Genomic DNA, 16,733 nt, shown 5'->3' with positions numbered 1-16,733 from the left:
CAATGCTTTTCGAGCTTTCTATATTATCACTGTTTTTTATATATTCGTATATAAATACAGCATACAAACACGAATTTAAATCTCTAATATTTTTGTTTTTTATACCTATCTTAATCTTGGTTACACTAAGGCAGTTTGGTTATGATTTAAATAACTATTACACGATTTACAATGAGATTGTAGGATTAGATTTCTCGATAAGTTCTTTTGAACATCGCGTTGGTGTTCTAAATAAACACTATGAAGCAACCTTTCATATCTTTTCTCACATGTCTGACTACTTTGGTTTTGGGTTTCGTGGGGTACTATTTCTTTATATCTTAGTCTCTATAGTAGCGTTAGTCTTTGCAGGTTTTTTGACTGGTCTACCATTAACGTTGTTCTTTTCTGCGTATTTTTTAATTGCTTTTTTACCCGGTCCCTATGAATCGATAAGATCGTCTGTCGCAATTTTAGTTTCTTTTTCAGCAATAATGTTTTTCTCAAAGAGATCTTACGTTGCGGCTTTAGTATTATTTATTGTTTCATTTTATTTTCATAAAACTGTTTTAATCTTTCCAGTATTATACTTTTTATATAGTGTTGGAAGATTTTTCAGAATAACTAACAAACTGATTCTAATAGTTACTCTTGGAGCGTTTCCGTTATCAATACTGTTACTAACGCTTGTTGTAGAAAAGGCTGGTTTTTCCCAACCCATATTAGTGTCTATTCATGCGATATTGACAAGAGAAGGGAAAGAAAGTTTTGCAAATAGTACGGAAATGTTAAAGTATCTATTGATGATAGGAAGATGTTTAATGCTATATCTATTAGTATTTTTTATTAATGCTAATACTAGTTTGCTAGCTCAGAAAGAAAAGAGAAAATCTTTTAGGTTACCATTAAATTTAACCAATATAATGGTTTTCTTGTCTCTATCAATGATTATTTCTAATCAGTTTGTTATAGCGGCCAGAATAGTAGAGCTTAGTTATCTTCTAGTTATCTACCTTCTTGTTTTTACAATCCACTATGTTAAAGGAAGAAAATATAATATTCTATTCCATTTTGCTACTATTGGTATGCTTGGTATTAATCTGGTTGCGATTTTTTTGATGTATCTTTTACCTAGCGGTGTTCCCGTTTAATTATTGATGAGGGAGAACATGATTCATATTTTTAGTACGGAATTAAAAAATGGTAAAGGTGGTATTAGCACAGCGCTAGTCGGTTATGTAGAAAGTCTACGTGCGAACAATATAGAGTTTGAATTGACAACGACACATTCTGAAGGAAATAAAATTAGAGATTTAATTTCTTCCTGTAAATCTGCTCTTAGCGTAAAGAAAGGAGATGTTTGTTGGTTTCATTGTGGTCCATGGTTTTCAATGTTAAGGAAAACTTTACTTATATTATTGTGTAAAACCCAAGGTGCTAAAATAGTTATTCACTTTCACTCTAGAAAAACACACTCTTACCTTAATAATGTTGTTGGTAGGTGTTATTTGTCGTTTTTATATTCAATTGCAGATAACTTTGTTGTGCTAACTAAATGGTGGAAGAGTCAATTTTCATCTAAAGGTTTTACTCACAAAGTAGTAGTTTCGCCAAATCCAATTGATCAACAAATATTGCAGTTCATAAAGAGGAATCAGGCGTCCCCTCAGATAAAGAAGTTCTTTCCCGAAAAACCAACAATTGATGTCCTTAGCATGGCGAGACTCGTAGAAGATAAAGGTTTAAGAGAGACAATTTCAGCTTTCCAGCATTTACCTCCTCACTACCATTTACATATTGGAGGCACCGGCCCTTTAGAGAATGAACTCAGACAGCAAGTAAACAACTTTGGTCTGCAAGATCGCGTCCACTTTCTTGGTTGGGTTGATTATGAAGCCAAGCTTGAATTGTTTTCCAAAACTGAACTGTTTTGCCTACCCTCTCGATTCGACTCCTTTGGTATGGTTTATCTGGAAGCTTTATCAGCTAATATTCCCGTTGTAGCTCTCAATTTCCAAGCGATACCAGACGTAGTGCCTGAAGGCATGGGAGTTTTGATTGACAATGATGACCCAGTCTCTTTGGCTTGTGCCATAAAAGTAGCAGCAGAAATGAGAGATATAAAAGGAGACGAATATGTACTTAGTAAATATTCTCCCGAGCCAGTTACAAAGAGGTTTTTAAAGAATGTCGAATACAGTGCTTAAGACTAATATTGATAATTTTGAGGTTCATTGCTTCGATAAAATGGAATCTGCTGTGAGCACTATCATGAACCATAACCTTGATAACGCAACAATCGCAGTTGCAATCAACCCTGAAAAAATTCTCGCGTCTAGAACAAGTTCAGAAACAAAAAGTGCCATTGAAGTTGCAAATTTTCGTTACTTAGATGGAATGGGGGCGGCTTGGGTCGCATCTAAGAAACTTAGCCAAAAGATTAGTAGAATCCCCGGCTGTGAGCTTTGGGAGCAGCTTATGATTGCAGCGGCTAAAGACGATACCCCAGTTTTTATTTTAGGAGCCAAAGAAAGAGTGTTGCTCAGAACTGTGGATAAGCTCAAGCAGCAAGGTGTTAACGTAGTTGGGTCTCAGGATGGTTACTTCTCTGATGAAGAGTTACTTATTAATGAGATTCGGCGCTCTGGAGCTAAAATCCTTTCTGTGGCTCTTGGTTCTCCAAAGCAGGAGCTATTTATGAAGAAAGCAAAAGATAGTGGTTTAACTTGCTTTATGATGGGGGTTGGCGGAACTTATAATGTTTTTGTCGGTGAGGTTAAGAGAGCGCCTGATTTTTGGTGTCGTCTGAACTTAGAATGGCTATATCGACTACTCTCTGAGCCATCAAGAATATTTAGACAAATAAAGCTTACAAAATATGTTTACTTAGCTTTAGCAAACAAACTGTAGGTCGAGTTTGAAAAGGGGCCTGAGAGCCCTTTTTGTATCAAAGCTCGGTTGCTGTCGCTTCGTTACTATTTAACTTACTACGAAAGTAACTCGTAATTCGCCACACATAAGCAAGTAAAATTGAATACACAATAAAACAAGCAATGAAGGTATAGAACATCACTGGTTCAGAAATACCCGCCAGCTCACCGTAAATACCAAAAGCAGCATAAAGAGTCGCGATACCGCAGATTGCTACTAGGGTTTGCTTAGGGCTTAAACCCATACGTTGGAAAATATGATGCAAGTGTTCTCTGTCAGGTTTGAATGGCGAATCCCCGCGGCGAACGCGGCGAATCATGATGGCCGCCATGTCCATCAACGGAACCGCAATTAACCACAATGCTGTTACTGGACGCATCAAAGGTTTGCTTTCTGCTTGGCTGACACCGAGCAACAGCCAAATAACTGTAAAGCCAATCATCATGCTGCCTGCGTCACCCATAAATACTTTTCGAGCGCGCCCTAAAATACCCAAGTTCATGAAAATATACGGCAGCATGGCAACAATAATTACCACACAGAGGTAAGCTAAGCCGTGTTGGGCGTCTACCCTCAATAAATAGGCAAGAGCGCCAAAGGTTACAATAGAAAGCCCACCCAGAAGACCATCAATGCCGTCTACCATATTAAAAGCATTGATTGCACCTATCACCGCTAACACTGTAATCACAATGCCAGTCCAACCTAAGTTGATTTCACCAAAACCGAACATGTTTCCTAAACTGTGCAGTTCAATACCGGCAATATGAATCATCACTAAAGACAAGCCAGCCTGAACCCCCATGCGTATCTTGAAACTCAAGTCGACCTTATCGTCGATGGCTCCGATAAGCGTTAAGAGTGCGATAGAACATACATACAGCCAACTGTATTCGATAACTTGTGGTTTAAAGGTGAGAAACTGGATAAGAACAATGCAGATAGAGATCCCACCGATAAGTGGAACAGCACCTTCATGTAACTTCCTTTCGTTTGGTTTATCAACTAAGCCAACCGACTTAGCAACCTTACGCATGAGAAACAAAGTGGCAAACGAAGAAAAGAAGATAAATAGAAGTTCCAGAAACATAATAGTGCCAACTGCCATTGTAATTATTCGACGGCTATTTTAACCGACAAGGTAACTATCTCAAGGAGAAAATAAGCAACGAAATGGTAGCAAAACGTTACTTTTACACTATTTCTCCTGATTTACTTATCAGTAAATTAAAGCACAATGTTCGTTTTTTTCCTGGCAAAATGTTGATACAGCTCCGCTTTTGCCATTCTTTCACCATGAATCAAATGCACTTCTTTTGGCGGCGGATTAATTCCTTCTACAAATCGAATTAGATCAGATTGATCTGCATGAGCAGAATAGCCAGACATCGTATGTATTTGAGCTTTCACTTTAATTTTCTTTCCTTCGATATCAACTTCACTCGCCCCTTCTTGAATTTCTCTCCCTAGCGTTCCCTCAGCTTGATAACCAGCAAACAGCACATCATTACGGCTATCGGGTAACAACGCATTAAGATAATTTACCACTCGACCACCTTCGCACATCCCAGAAGCCGCAACCACAATAGCTGGTTCAGACGTGCTCGCCAGACGATTCACCAATCTCATATGTTCAGCATGAGTCTCAATCGTAATACATTGTTCAAACGCTAAAGGGTGACGTTGCTGCTCCAAACGCTGCTTCGCTTCTTTACCCCAAAGCTTTTTAAAGCGCCGATAAGTTTTTGTCACCTTCCGTGCTAAAGGCGAATCAAGAATAATCGGTAGGGCTCCATGTAAAGACTCCTGGTACAAAAGCTGTTCAATATCGAATAACAGTTCTTGTGTTCTACCTACACTAAAAGCAGGAATAACAATCACACCACCATCTTCCAGTGCATGTTCGACAATAGAAAGCAGCCGAGCACTTCTACTTTTCACACTTTCATGATGCTTATCACCATAGGTCGATTCAATAAACAAATAGTCCGCTTTTTCTGGCGGCTTAGGATCAGGGAGTAAAGGCGTATCACTTGGGCCGAGATCGCCAGAGAATACAATTACGTCATTATTTGAGAGTTTAAATTCCAAATAAGCAGAGCCTAAAATATGGCCCGCAGGTTGAAAGCGTAAATAAGCCAACCCCTTAAGAGGAAGCCATGTGTTGTACTGGCACGGCACCAATCGCTGCTTAATTAGATTTAAGATGTGCTGTCTTTGATGCTTGCCTAAACCCAGTTGTAGCTTTAATCCATCCTCTAGCATAAGAGGGACCAACTCAGCAGTAGCTTGTGTGCAGTAGATTTTACCTTTAAAACCCGCAGCGAGTAACCACGGTAATCGGCCTATGTGGTCAATATGAGCATGGGTCAGCACCAGTGCTTTTACCTTGGCTAAGGAAAATTCTATCGCCATCGAACGGTCATGACGGCCTACCAATGCATCCTTACCCTGAAATAACCCGCAGTCGATCAAAATGCTCCCGTGCTCGAGTTGCAGTTCGTGACAAGAGCCTGTCACCGTATTCTTCCCACCATGATGAAGTACTTTCATAACGATCTCCTTTTCATGAGCATCAATGTAATGAATTCAAGAAAGAAGAGGGAGAGGCAACCAGCCAGATAAACACAAAAGTAGGAGTCAAAATGCTAGGAGAGTGTCAAATGGTATTTTTAGTTGCACTAAATTGTGATGCATATTCCACATAGTCAACTTTTTGCATTTTGTAATAAATAAAAATGAATAAATGCGTATTATAAAACGCGTTTTAGGTAGGCAGAATTTACGATCTTCTTGTCAAACTGACAGTTTGCATTTTGGCCAGTTGTCATAAGAAAGCCATTTTTTTGTCAGCGTTGTGCTTTTCGTTGCAACCTGTTTGCTATACAATCCTTTGCCTTGAGCACAAATGATAAAAAAACAAATGCATTGCCTTTAGGAGCCAGACCTAAGGGCGGTAGCGTGCCAAAAAGCAAAAAAAGTTCTCCGAGTGACATAAAAATGTCGCCAGACAATAAATACAATTAAGCACACTGTTACATTTCTGGCAAGGCTCTATAAGTAAAATAGAGACTTCAAACAAACACTTAAAGCACCTCCTATTACGTCAGAGGAGGACAAAACAGTAATGAACACTGTTTTAAAAAGATAATGGCTAGGCATCAGGTTTATCAACCAATACCTATCAACCACAGTCTTCACAAGAGCTTCTTCTTTGCGAGAATGACTGACTTGCCTAAATTGTCTACCTAGATTTCTGCTCCTCAAAGGTATGGCGCGTTCGTTTGCGTATTTTCCTCTGGGGTTATTGTGCTGTCCGGAAACAATGCTTTGTTGCTTTTTAATGTAAGAAGAAGTGTTGTGTCCACCACTCGCGATTATTCACATCAACGTCCTATTCTTTGGCCTAGGTTATTTACAATGTCTAAAAAGAAAATTCTCACCGTATTCGGTACACGTCCAGAAGCCATAAAAATGGCTCCTCTAGTTCATGCGCTTGCAAATGATGAGCGATTTGACGCTAAGTGCTGCGTTACCGCTCAACATCGAGAAATGCTGGATCAGGTTTTAGAGTTATTTGAAATTAAGCCTGATTACGATCTTAACCTGATGAAGGCTGGTCAATCACTGAACGATGTAACGGCCCGTATCTTACTGGAACTTAAACCAGTACTTCAGGAGTTTAAGCCAGATGTAGTGCTTGTACATGGTGATACTGCAACTACCTTTGCTGCAAGCCTTGCAGCTTACTATGAGCAAATTGCTGTGGGCCATGTAGAGGCAGGTCTGCGCACTGGCAATATTTACTCGCCATGGCCAGAAGAGGCAAACCGAAAATTAACTGGTGCGTTAACTACTTATCACTTTGCTCCTACAGAAACCTCGCAACACAATCTGCTACAAGAAAACATCAATTCAGACAATATCAGCATCACAGGTAATACCGTTATCGATGCTCTATTGATGGTTAAAGACAAAATTGATAACGACAGCGCGCTTAACCAACAATTGGCAAGCCAGTTTCCAATGCTTGATGAAAACAAAAAACTGATTTTGGTTACTGGTCACCGTCGCGAAAGTTTTGGTGGCGGTTTTGAACGCATTTGTGAAGCTTTAGCTAAAACTGCGCAAGACCACCCTGAAGCACAAATCTTATACCCAGTACATCTAAACCCGAATGTAAGAGAGCCAGTAAATCGCATTCTGTCAAACGTAAATAATGTGCATCTTATCGAGCCTCAACAATATCTGCCATTTATCTACCTAATGAGTCGAGCACATATCATTCTTACCGACTCTGGCGGCATCCAAGAAGAAGCGCCTTCCCTAGGCAAACCTGTATTAGTTATGCGTGACACAACAGAAAGACCAGAAGCCGTTGCCGCGGGCACAGTAAAGCTAGTGGGTACAGATGTAGATAAGATTGTCACTGGTTTAGATGTGCTACTTAATGACAAAGAGGCTTACCAAGCGATGAGCTTTGCACACAACCCTTATGGTGATGGTCTAGCATGTCAGCGTATTTTAGAAGAATTAGCAAAATAATCATTTAGTTAGGAAAAATCATGTCTTTTGAAACAATTTCAGTTATTGGCTTAGGTTACATCGGATTGCCAACCGCAGCGATGTTTGCATCACGTAAGAAAAAAGTAGTAGGTGTTGACGTAAACCAGCACGCAGTTGATACCATCAACCAAGGCAAAATCCATATTGTTGAGCCGGATCTCGATATGATCGTAAGTGCAGCAGTGTCTGAAGGTTACTTGAAAGCAACCACAACGCCAGAGCCGGCAGATGCATTCTTAATTGCGGTTCCAACGCCATTTTTGCCATGTAAAGAAGGTGAAGTACCAGCGCCTGATTTGTCTTACATTGAGGCGGCAAGTAAAGCCATTGCACCAGTTCTTAAAAAAGGTGACCTCGTTATTCTTGAATCTACGTCACCAGTGGGTGCCACAGAGCAAATGGCCGCTTGGCTAGCTGAAGCTCGTGGTGATCTGACTTTCCCACAAACGCATGGTGCACAAGCGGATGTTAATATCGCTCACTGTCCGGAGCGTGTATTGCCTGGTCACGTTGTTCGTGAATTGGTAGAAAATGACCGCGTTATTGGTGGTATGTCTACTCGCTGCTCTGAGCGCTCAGTGGAGTTGTACCGTACTTTTGTGCAAGGTGATTGTGTCGTGACAAATGCGCGCACAGCGGAAATGGCAAAACTGACAGAAAACAGCTCGCGTGATGTTCAAATCGCTTTTGCTAACGAACTTTCAATCATTTGCGACAAGCTAGACATCAATGTATGGGAATTGATTGCACTCGCGAACCGTCACCCTCGCGTAAACATCCTTCAGCCAGGACCTGGTGTAGGTGGCCACTGCATTGCGGTTGACCCTTGGTTCATTGTGTCAAAAACACCAGAAGAAGCACAAATTATCCACACAGCACGTAAAGTGAACGACGGCAAGCCGGATTGGGTTATTAATAAAGTAAAACTAGCAATTGCCGAGTTTTTGCAAGCAAACCCAGACAAAACAGCCCGCGAGGTGACAGTTGCTTGCTACGGTTTGGCCTTTAAACCTGATATTGATGATTTGCGTGAAAGCCCTGCAATGGCAATTACACAAAAAATTGCTGAAATGCATGCTGGTCGTGTTATTGCAGTAGAACCAAACATTGATGCAGTTCCAGAAAAGCTTAAACACGTTGAACTAATGGATTTTGAAGTCGCACCGAAAGAAGCGGATATTCAAGTTTTATTGGTTGATCATAAAGAGTTTAAAAATATAAGTATGTCTGGAAAGTTCATTATAGATACGAAGGGACTATGCAAGTAAAAGCTAAAGTTAACTATTTATTCTTAGTTTTTCCTTCCTCCTTAGTATTATATGCATTGATTGCTATGGGTAAGGTATTACCCATAGCTTCTGGTGGGGTGGGAATATTAAACACAGTTGTAATATTTGCTTTGCTGATTTTTATTTATTATGCAAATATATTAACTGGGCGTGTTTTTTATGAAGCATTTTTGTTATATTTTCCGATATTTTTTATATTCACAATTTCATCTTTTTTTAGTCAGAATGTTGAGTATACATTGGAAAAGCTTGACGGAGCAGTATTTTTTCCATTAGTCATAACAGTTATTATTTCATCTCTTGCTAACAAATATTCTCTAATGGAAGTAATTAAGTGTTTTATTTTAGCCTATTTATTTGTTTTGATTTTAACTTTAATATATAAGTTTAATTTAGGCTTTTGGAATCGAAATGTTAGGTACTTTATAAATGGACCTATTGTTTTTGGTTGGATAAGCTCTATAGTTTCGCTGTTTAGCCTTTATATTTTTCTTGAAGAGAATAAGCGTAAATATTTAATTGTATTTTTTATTTGTGTTGTTTCTGTTTTTTGGACTTTATCTAAAGGGCCGATATTGGCTTTACTTGTAACTCTATTATATTTGTTTCTTTCTAGAGGCTTTAACCTCAGAAGTATAAATGTTTTGTTTTTGGTCTTTTCTTTTTTAAGCCTTATATATTTTTCAGAACTTCAACAAATAGAGAGATTGCTCTTGGTTTTAGACTACTCTTCAAATTCAGACGCTAACTATGGCTCCGTAGGTTCAAGAGTGGATTTGTATATTGATACGTTAAGAATCATAAACGATAATTACTTGTTTGGTGTTGGTTTAGGAAATTGGCAATACTTCAATGCTACAAGTTTTATTTACCCTCATAATGTGACACTTGAAGTTTTTAGCGAAATTGGTGTGATTTTTGGATTCACTTTGGTTTTGTATCTTTTAGTCGTTTATTATTACTCACATGCGATTGCAAAAATTGTAATGATATATTTTTCACTAGCATTACAGTTTAGTGGAGATTTGACGTATATTTACTTCATGCTATTCATACCAGCTGTAACAATTATATGTAGGCGGAATTTTAATATATAATGCATAAATATTATTTTTTTAAAGGCTCTGCTATTTTATCTAAACTGATTTTTTTGGGTTTTGTAGTACCTTCGTTATCTGAAGGTCAGTATGGTGAGTACTATTTTAGCGTTAGTGTTTCTCTAGTGATAAGTCGATTGATTAGTTTTGCAAACGAAGAATACATCCCTTCTAAAATAAACGAAAATAATAAAGGGCTATTTTTAGGTTGTTATTTTTTTCTAATGACTTCTTCTTTATTTTTAGTGTTTATTTACTTCGTCTCTAGAGAAGTATTAATATTAATTCCTTTTCTTTCATCGAGTTTGGCTGCTAACGTTACATTAGGTGGCATTATTAGGCTTGGATCTCCATTGCTTCATTGCTATTTAGCTAATATGCCTTTTATATTGTTTACAGTCTTATGCCTGATGTTTGATGTTAGCAATCATAGTGAGTTATTAATGATGTTTGGTTTTAGTATGATTTTTTCTCAAGTACCAATATTTAGCATTATTTACTCTAGCGTAAAGATTCCATCTATACAATTTATAAAAAAATATTACTTCTCAATAAATTCATTTAAAGAATGGGCTGGGAAAGTCTTATCTAATATATTGGTTATTTCAAACTTAAGAGTGTCGATAATAATATCTTATTTCCTTATTGGTAGTAATGACGAAATAGCCATAGCTTTAACAATTAGTGAAATTTATTGGCAATTACTAATGGTGTGGATAAATAAAAATTATAGTCATTTGATGAGTGAAAGGAGAAATAAAATTGAGTATATATTTATTTTAAAGAAGTATTCACTTTTTCTTTTGTTTTTATTTTTTTCTTCTTACTTTTTCCTTGAAATAACAAAATGGTTTTTCTCTATCTATAATTTTGAATTTTTATTGCCTATAGATATTAAAGATATAAGTTTATATCAAAGTGCACTGGTCATGGCGTCAGGGTTTTCTTTCTCTTCAATCCTTAGGGTTGTTGTCTTTAGTTTAGAAAAGTTTGACGAATACAACTCTTATAATTTTTACTATTTTCAATTGTTTAATCTTTTTATCTTGGCTTTATTAACATTAGTTTTTGTTTTCTTTGGTTTCTCGTTTTTCTTTATTTTTATTACCCAGGGGGTTGTTTTATTCTTACTCTCTTCAGGTTATTTAATGCATGTTTTTAAAAGGTTATTACAATGAGGGTTCTTTATTTCCATCAGCACTTTTCCACACCAAGAGGAAGGGGTAGTATTCGTTCATATGAAATGGCTCAAGGCTTAATTCGTAATGGACATCAGGTGACTCTAGTTTGTGGGAGTCGCAATGGGGGAATTACAGGTCTAACGTCAGAGTTTGTGAAAGGGCGTAGACAAGGTAATGTAGATGGTATCGATATCATAGAGTTTGATTTGTCTTACTCTAATTCTGATGGTTTTCTAAAAAGAAGCTTTACATTCTTAAAGTTTGCTCTTCGAAGTGTTGGAGTCGCACTTAAGCATGACTACGATATTGTATTTGCTACAACAACTCCGTTAACAGCGGGTATTCCTGGAATATTTGCTAGGTGGTTGCGGAAAAAAACATTTGTTTTTGAAGTTAGAGACTTATGGCCTGAGTTACCTAAAGCTATGGGTGTAATTCGAAATCCATTGGTTCTAGGTTTGATGTCAATGCTAGAGTGGTGTTCGTATCGTTCTGCGCATCGTTGTATCGGGTTGTCTCCTGGGATTGTTGAAGGAATTGAAAGAAGAGGTGTCAGTCGCGATAAGATTGAGCTTATTCCAAATGGGTGTGATCTCGAACTATTTTCTCAATCTAACAGTCTTGATCGTTTGCTCAAAGTACCAGAAGGGAATCTAGTTGCTTTGTTCGCAGGAACTCACGGTATAGCAAATGGTTTGGATTCCATCATTGATGTTGCAGAAGAATTAAAAAAAGTAGGTCGCGAGGATATAACAATCGTTCTTGTTGGAGATGGGAAGATGAAGCCTCAACTGATAAAAAATGCTCAATCAAAGTCATTAGACAATATCGTATTCTTGGACCCAGTAAATAAAATGGAAATTGCCTCATTGATGAAGTCTTCTGATATTGGATTACAGATTCTCTCAAATATTCCAGAGTTTTATTATGGAACGTCACCTAATAAATTTTTTGATTATATTTCTTCAGGAATCCCTGTGTTAAATAATTACCCAGGTTGGTTGAGTGATATGATTGTCGAAAATCAGTGTGGTTACTCAGTTGAACCTGATAATCCCCAAGCTTTTTGTTCTGCATTAATTCATGCCGCAGACCACCGAAATGAATTAGATGATATGGGAAAAAACGCATTTGATCTTGCAAATAAAAGTTTTAATCGTAAAGACTTAGCTCAAAAGTGGAATAATTGGGTTGTGGAGGGAAAAAGGTGAAAAGAATTATTGATGTGTTAACCTCACTAGTTGCAATGGTTATATTATCACCTGTTTTTTGTTTGTTGTATTTTTTGATTAAAATAAAGCTTGGCAGCCCAGTGTTTTTTTCGCAACTAAGACCAGGAAAAGATGAAAAAATATTTCGGATGTATAAATTTAGGACCATGACTGATTGTAGGGATGAAAATGGATATCTTTTACCTGATTCAGAAAGAATTACTCAGTTTGGTGCGTTTCTTAGAAAATCTAGCCTTGATGAATTGCCAAGTCTCTGGAATATATTAAAAGGAGATATGAGTTTGGTCGGGCCAAGACCACTATTAGTAGAGTATTTGGACTACTATACTGATGAAGAAAAACGTCGGCATAAAGTTCGCCCCGGATTGACTGGGTTAGCTCAAGTTTCAGGGAGAAATAACCTAGGATGGGATGAAAGGCTTAATATAGATATTCAATATGTAAATAATCCTTCGTTGTTACTTGATATTAAGATATTGCTTAAAACTTTTTATAAGGTTATTAAAAAGGATGATGTTGTTGTTGTGCCTTCTACAAAGTTTGGGAAATTAAGCGAAGAAAGAAATGAATGTAAATAGATTTTCTCCAACATATAAACTTTTCAGAAACTCTAAAGGAATAGACTTTTATGTCAAAAGAGATGACCTTATTCCAGAATACTTTGGTGGTAATAAAGTTAGAAAAAATGCATGTATTATAAACTCCATGAACGTACTGCCCGATGTTATAATAACTAATGGTGGTTCCGAGTCTAACCATGCAAGAGTATGTGCGCTAATGGCAAGTAGATTAGGTATACAATGTCACCTAGTTCTTCATGGAAACAAGCCGTGTTCTGATTTCTATAACGGAAATGATTTTTTAATTTCTAGTGCAAAAGCTAACGTTAGTTACGTTGAGCCTTCTGAAATATCAAAAGAGATCGATAAACAAAGAGATTATTATCAGTCTCTTGGTAAAAGCGTAGAGGTGATCCCGGGAGGCGCTCATTCTTTAGAAGGTGCGGAAGCATATATGTATGCTATAGACGAACTTGATTTTGAGCCTGACTATATATTCTTCGCTAGTGGAACGGGAGCTACACAAGCCGGGATTGTTGCAGGGGTAAAGCGCAGAGGTTGGGATACAAAAGTTATAGGTGTCTCTGTAGCTAGAGATACTCAAAGAGGGTCAAAGGCTATATATGAAATATATAACCCTCTGTGTGAAAAGCATTTCATTCCTTGTGACTTCTCTGATATTGAATTGTTAGATGGATATCGTTTTGGTGGATATAGTAATTATAATAACGCTTTAGTTCAATTCATAAAAGATACAATAAAAAGCTTCGCTATCCCTCTGGACCCTGTTTATACAGGCAAAGCATTTCTAGGGATGATTTCTGAAGCAGATAAAAGAGAGATTGAAGAAAATAGTAAAGTTCTCTTTTGGCACACCGGTGGTTTGTTAAACCTGCAGGCATCTAAAGGTGTTAGTGATGATTAAAATTGATGATACGTTATATTACAGATATCTAAAAAGAGAAGACTTGGCAAAGAGAGTTTCTTGGATTAATAACCCAGATATCAATGATACCTTAACTTTTAGAACACCAGTAACGTTAGAATCAACAGAACGTTGGTTTGATAATATAAAATCTGATCCTACAAAAGTTAACTTATTTTTTTTTGTTAAAGAGAATGACAAGTATATACCTATAGGTTTTGGTGGGTTCGTAAATATAGATACGATTAACAAGAGAGCAGAACTTTTTATTACAATCGGAGAGGCAAGTTATCAAGGTTGTGGTTATGGTTATAAGATTGTGAAATTTTTGACTGAGTTCGGTTTTAATAATCTTGATTTAAATCGTATATTTTTAACTACTTTGGCTCATAATTTAAAAGCTAGATCACTATATATAAAATGTGGTTACCAGGAAGAAGGTTATCTTAAAAAACATTTTTTCCACAAGGGCGAGTATAAAGACTGTTTTTATATGGCTAGTGTTAAGGAGCAATAATAATGAATTTACTATTTACATGTGTTGGTCGAAGGAAATATCTGATCGACTATTTTAAAAATGAAACCGAGTTGATAAATAATATTGTCGGTGCGGATATGTCCTACTCAGCACCAGCATTACACTCATGTGATAAGTGGTATATTGTTCCTAACGTTTATGATGAAAGCTATATAGATAAACTTATTGACATATGCAAAATAGAAGATATTAATGCTTTGATTTCATTAAATGATATGGAGCTTCCTATTCTAATTGAGCACGAAAATAAGTTTTTAGAAATTGGTGTGAAGCTAATAATTTCAAATAAAAGTGTAATAGATATATGCTCTGATAAATATAAGACTTATGAGTTTGGTCTGAAACATAACATACCCGTTCCTAAAACGTATATCAACCTTGACTCTGCCCTTTCAGATATTGATGAAGATATACTGAAATTTCCTTTAATCGTTAAGCCTAGGTGGGGATCTGCTTCATTTGGTTTATATGTGGTTAACTCCATTCTTGAGCTTAAAGAATCATTTGAACAATGCCATTCCAATTTAGTTGATTCGTACCTTTCTAAGTTCCAGCAATCTACAGAAGATGTCATTATACAAGAATTTATTCAAGGTATTGAGTATGGTGTGGATATTTTTAACGGTTTAGATACTACTTATTATGGCTTTGTCGCCAAACAAAAACTATCAATGAGAGCTGGGGAGACTGATAAAGCTACAACCGTGGATCCGGTTAGATTTTCTAAGTCAGTCGGTACCATTGGACGCAAGCTTGGTCATATTGGAAACCTAGATTGTGATTTCATGGAAAAAGAAGGAGAACTACTTATGTTAGAGCTTAATCCTCGCTTCGGTGGTGGATATCCATTCTCTCATGAGGCAGGGGCAAACCTTGTAAAATGTTTGCTACTTTCACTATTGGGACGTAATGATGAAATCAATATTTCTTACGATAGCGGACTAACGTTTTCTAAGTGCGACACGATAGTACCTGCCAAACAATGATCGGTAAAAATCACAATGCTTAATACTCCATTTTCTCCATGGCCTTCTTTTACTCAAGAAGAAGCCGATGCAGTTAGTCGTGTACTACTGTCAAACAAAGTAAACTACTGGACGGGTAGTGAGTGCCGTGAGTTCGAAAAAGAATTCGCAGCTTGGGTTGGATGTGATCATGCTGTTGCACTAAGCAACGGTACCCTTGCACTCGATGTCGCGCTTAAAGCGTTAGAGATTGGTGAAGGGGACGAGGTTATTACGACGCCTAGAACGTTCCTTGCTTCTGCGTCTTCTATTGTTACGGCTGGCGCCAACCCTGTGTTTGCGGATGTGGATCTCAATAGCCAAGCCATTACGGCAGCGTCGATTGAAGCGGTCCTAACCCCTCAGACTAAAGCAGTCATCGTTGTTCATTTGGCTGGTATGCCGGCAGAAATGGATGCCATTATGACACTTTCAGAAAAACATGGTTTTTATGTTATTGAAGATTGTGCGCAGGCACATGGCGCAAAATACAAAGGGCGCAGTGTCGGCACAATTGGTCACATTGGTGCTTGGTCATTCTGTCAAGATAAGATCATGACGACAGGCGGTGAAGGCGGCATGGTGACCACGAATGATAAAGATTTGTGGTCAAAAATGTGGTCTTACAAAGATCATGGTAAAAACTATGACGCGATTTATAACCGTCAGCATCCACCAGGCTTTCGCTGGTTGCACGACAGCTTTGGAACCAACTGGCGTATGACTGAGCTACAAGCTGTGGTTGGTCGTATTCAATTGACTCGCATGTCAGAGTGGACGGCAAAACGCCAAGCCAATGCGGCACAAATCGATGAGGCTGTTGCAGATCTCAATATCGTTCGACGCGTTCACGTGCCTGAGCATTCGCAGCACGCTGAATACAAACATTACCTTTTTGTTGAGCCTAAACATTTGGCAGAGGGCTGGACGAGAGATCGCATTGTGGAAACCATTGTGGAACGTGGTGTTCCGGTTTATCAAGGTAGCTGCTCTGAGGTGTATTTAGAAAAAGCATTTGATAATAAGCCATGGCGACCAGAAAAACGTTTGCCGAATGCAGTGCAGTTAGGTGAAACCAGTTTAATGTTTTTGGTTCATCCAACATTATCGTCAGAAGAAGTCGCTAAAACGTGCGGTGTGATCCGTGAAGTTTTGTTAGAAGCGCAGAAGTAAACCAGTTCAGTCTAAGTGGGACGTATAAATAATAGTGCTTTAATATGTCGTTATTTATGTTTTCCTGTAACAGCGTCCCACCACTTGATGAAAATGTAAAATGTCTGCTACGCAGATTGCTTAAAAGATGCGATGCAGTGAGAGAATATACAATTAATGGTTCTATACATAATCATCAGGTTGTATAATCTTTGCTCAGGCTATCTCATAATATTAACTAGCATTACCACCAAAATCTAAAAATAAACTTGGGGTAAT

Annotated in this window: 15 protein-coding genes; 13 read left to right on the top strand and 2 right to left on the bottom strand. The window is 37.7% G+C overall.

Features of this window, described 5'->3' with window-relative positions; all coding sequences use genetic code 11:
• The first annotated feature begins 2 nt into the window (after window positions 1–2).
• Genes R7093_RS11675 through R7093_RS11665 form a run of 3 tightly spaced genes read left to right on the top strand, consistent with a single transcriptional unit; the run spans window position 3 to window position 2,889 of the window.
• Window positions 3–1,130, top strand: coding sequence for an EpsG family protein (locus R7093_RS11675; RefSeq protein WP_047103834.1), 1,128 nt, complete (start codon window positions 3–5; stop codon window positions 1,128–1,130).
• 18 nt (window positions 1,131–1,148) lie between these two features.
• Window positions 1,149–2,186, top strand: coding sequence for a glycosyltransferase family 4 protein (locus tag R7093_RS11670; RefSeq protein ID WP_047103836.1), 1,038 nt, complete (start codon window positions 1,149–1,151; stop codon window positions 2,184–2,186).
• Complete coding sequence (locus R7093_RS11665) at window positions 2,167–2,889, top strand: WecB/TagA/CpsF family glycosyltransferase (RefSeq protein ID WP_047103838.1); 723 nt, start codon at window positions 2,167–2,169, stop codon at window positions 2,887–2,889. The genes R7093_RS11670 and R7093_RS11665 overlap by 20 nt, the downstream gene beginning before the upstream one ends.
• 37 nt (window positions 2,890–2,926) lie before the next feature.
• On the opposite strand, the gene wecA is transcribed toward R7093_RS11665, so the two are convergent.
• Together wecA and R7093_RS11655 are read right to left on the bottom strand one after the other, a co-directional pair.
• On the bottom strand, window positions 2,927–4,000 hold the full coding sequence (gene wecA / locus R7093_RS11660) for a UDP-N-acetylglucosamine--undecaprenyl-phosphate N-acetylglucosaminephosphotransferase (protein ID WP_047103840.1): 1,074 nt from the start codon (window positions 3,998–4,000) through the stop codon (window positions 2,927–2,929).
• Window positions 4,001–4,137: 137 nt separating this feature from the next.
• A complete protein-coding gene (locus R7093_RS11655; protein ID WP_258457198.1) occupies window positions 4,138–5,463 on the bottom strand; it encodes an MBL fold metallo-hydrolase RNA specificity domain-containing protein in 1,326 nt (441 codons plus the stop codon).
• Window positions 5,464–6,330: 867 nt separating this feature from the next.
• On the opposite strand from R7093_RS11655, the gene wecB reads away from it, so the two are divergent.
• Genes wecB through R7093_RS11605 form a run of 10 tightly spaced genes read left to right on the top strand, consistent with a single transcriptional unit; the run spans window position 6,331 to window position 16,475 of the window.
• Window positions 6,331–7,455 (top strand): non-hydrolyzing UDP-N-acetylglucosamine 2-epimerase, encoded by a 1,125-nt coding sequence (gene wecB, locus R7093_RS11650; RefSeq protein WP_318146667.1) that lies wholly within the window; start codon window positions 6,331–6,333, stop codon window positions 7,453–7,455.
• 20 nt (window positions 7,456–7,475) lie between these two features.
• Window positions 7,476–8,744: a UDP-N-acetyl-D-mannosamine dehydrogenase gene (gene wecC, locus R7093_RS11645; RefSeq protein WP_318146666.1), complete on the top strand. Its 1,269-nt coding sequence runs from the start codon at window positions 7,476–7,478 to the stop codon at window positions 8,742–8,744.
• Window positions 8,735–9,862 carry an O-antigen ligase family protein gene (locus R7093_RS11640; protein WP_318146665.1) on the top strand — a complete coding sequence of 376 codons (1,128 nt, stop codon included), beginning with the start codon at window positions 8,735–8,737 and terminating at the stop codon, window positions 9,860–9,862. The genes wecC and R7093_RS11640 overlap by 10 nt, the downstream gene beginning before the upstream one ends.
• Complete coding sequence (locus tag R7093_RS11635; protein WP_318146664.1) at window positions 9,862–11,040, top strand: hypothetical protein; 1,179 nt, start codon at window positions 9,862–9,864, stop codon at window positions 11,038–11,040. Before R7093_RS11640 ends, R7093_RS11635 begins: the two co-directional genes overlap by 1 nt.
• Window positions 11,037–12,254 carry a glycosyltransferase family 4 protein gene (locus R7093_RS11630; protein WP_213968503.1) on the top strand — a complete coding sequence of 406 codons (1,218 nt, stop codon included), beginning with the start codon at window positions 11,037–11,039 and terminating at the stop codon, window positions 12,252–12,254. Before R7093_RS11635 ends, R7093_RS11630 begins: the two co-directional genes overlap by 4 nt.
• A complete protein-coding gene (locus R7093_RS11625; protein ID WP_318146663.1) occupies window positions 12,251–12,853 on the top strand; it encodes a sugar transferase in 603 nt (200 codons plus the stop codon). The genes R7093_RS11630 and R7093_RS11625 overlap by 4 nt, the downstream gene beginning before the upstream one ends.
• Complete coding sequence (locus R7093_RS11620; RefSeq protein WP_213909561.1) at window positions 12,840–13,760, top strand: 1-aminocyclopropane-1-carboxylate deaminase/D-cysteine desulfhydrase; 921 nt, start codon at window positions 12,840–12,842, stop codon at window positions 13,758–13,760. The genes R7093_RS11625 and R7093_RS11620 overlap by 14 nt, the downstream gene beginning before the upstream one ends.
• Window positions 13,753–14,277: a GNAT family N-acetyltransferase gene (locus tag R7093_RS11615; RefSeq protein WP_262606293.1), complete on the top strand. Its 525-nt coding sequence runs from the start codon at window positions 13,753–13,755 to the stop codon at window positions 14,275–14,277. The genes R7093_RS11620 and R7093_RS11615 overlap by 8 nt, the downstream gene beginning before the upstream one ends.
• A gap of 2 nt (window positions 14,278–14,279) precedes the next feature.
• Window positions 14,280–15,284 (top strand): ATP-grasp domain-containing protein, encoded by a 1,005-nt coding sequence (locus R7093_RS11610; protein WP_213968499.1) that lies wholly within the window; start codon window positions 14,280–14,282, stop codon window positions 15,282–15,284.
• Between the two features lie 15 nt (window positions 15,285–15,299).
• Entirely contained in the window at window positions 15,300–16,475 is a 1,176-nt protein-coding gene (locus tag R7093_RS11605; RefSeq protein ID WP_318146662.1) for a DegT/DnrJ/EryC1/StrS aminotransferase family protein, read from the top strand.
• Window positions 16,476–16,733: the final 258 nt, after the last annotated feature.

It is taken from the genome of Vibrio sp. 1580 (genome assembly GCF_033340055.1).
Note: the sequence above shows the minus strand (reverse complement) of the source record. Positions and strands in the feature narration are given on the sequence as shown.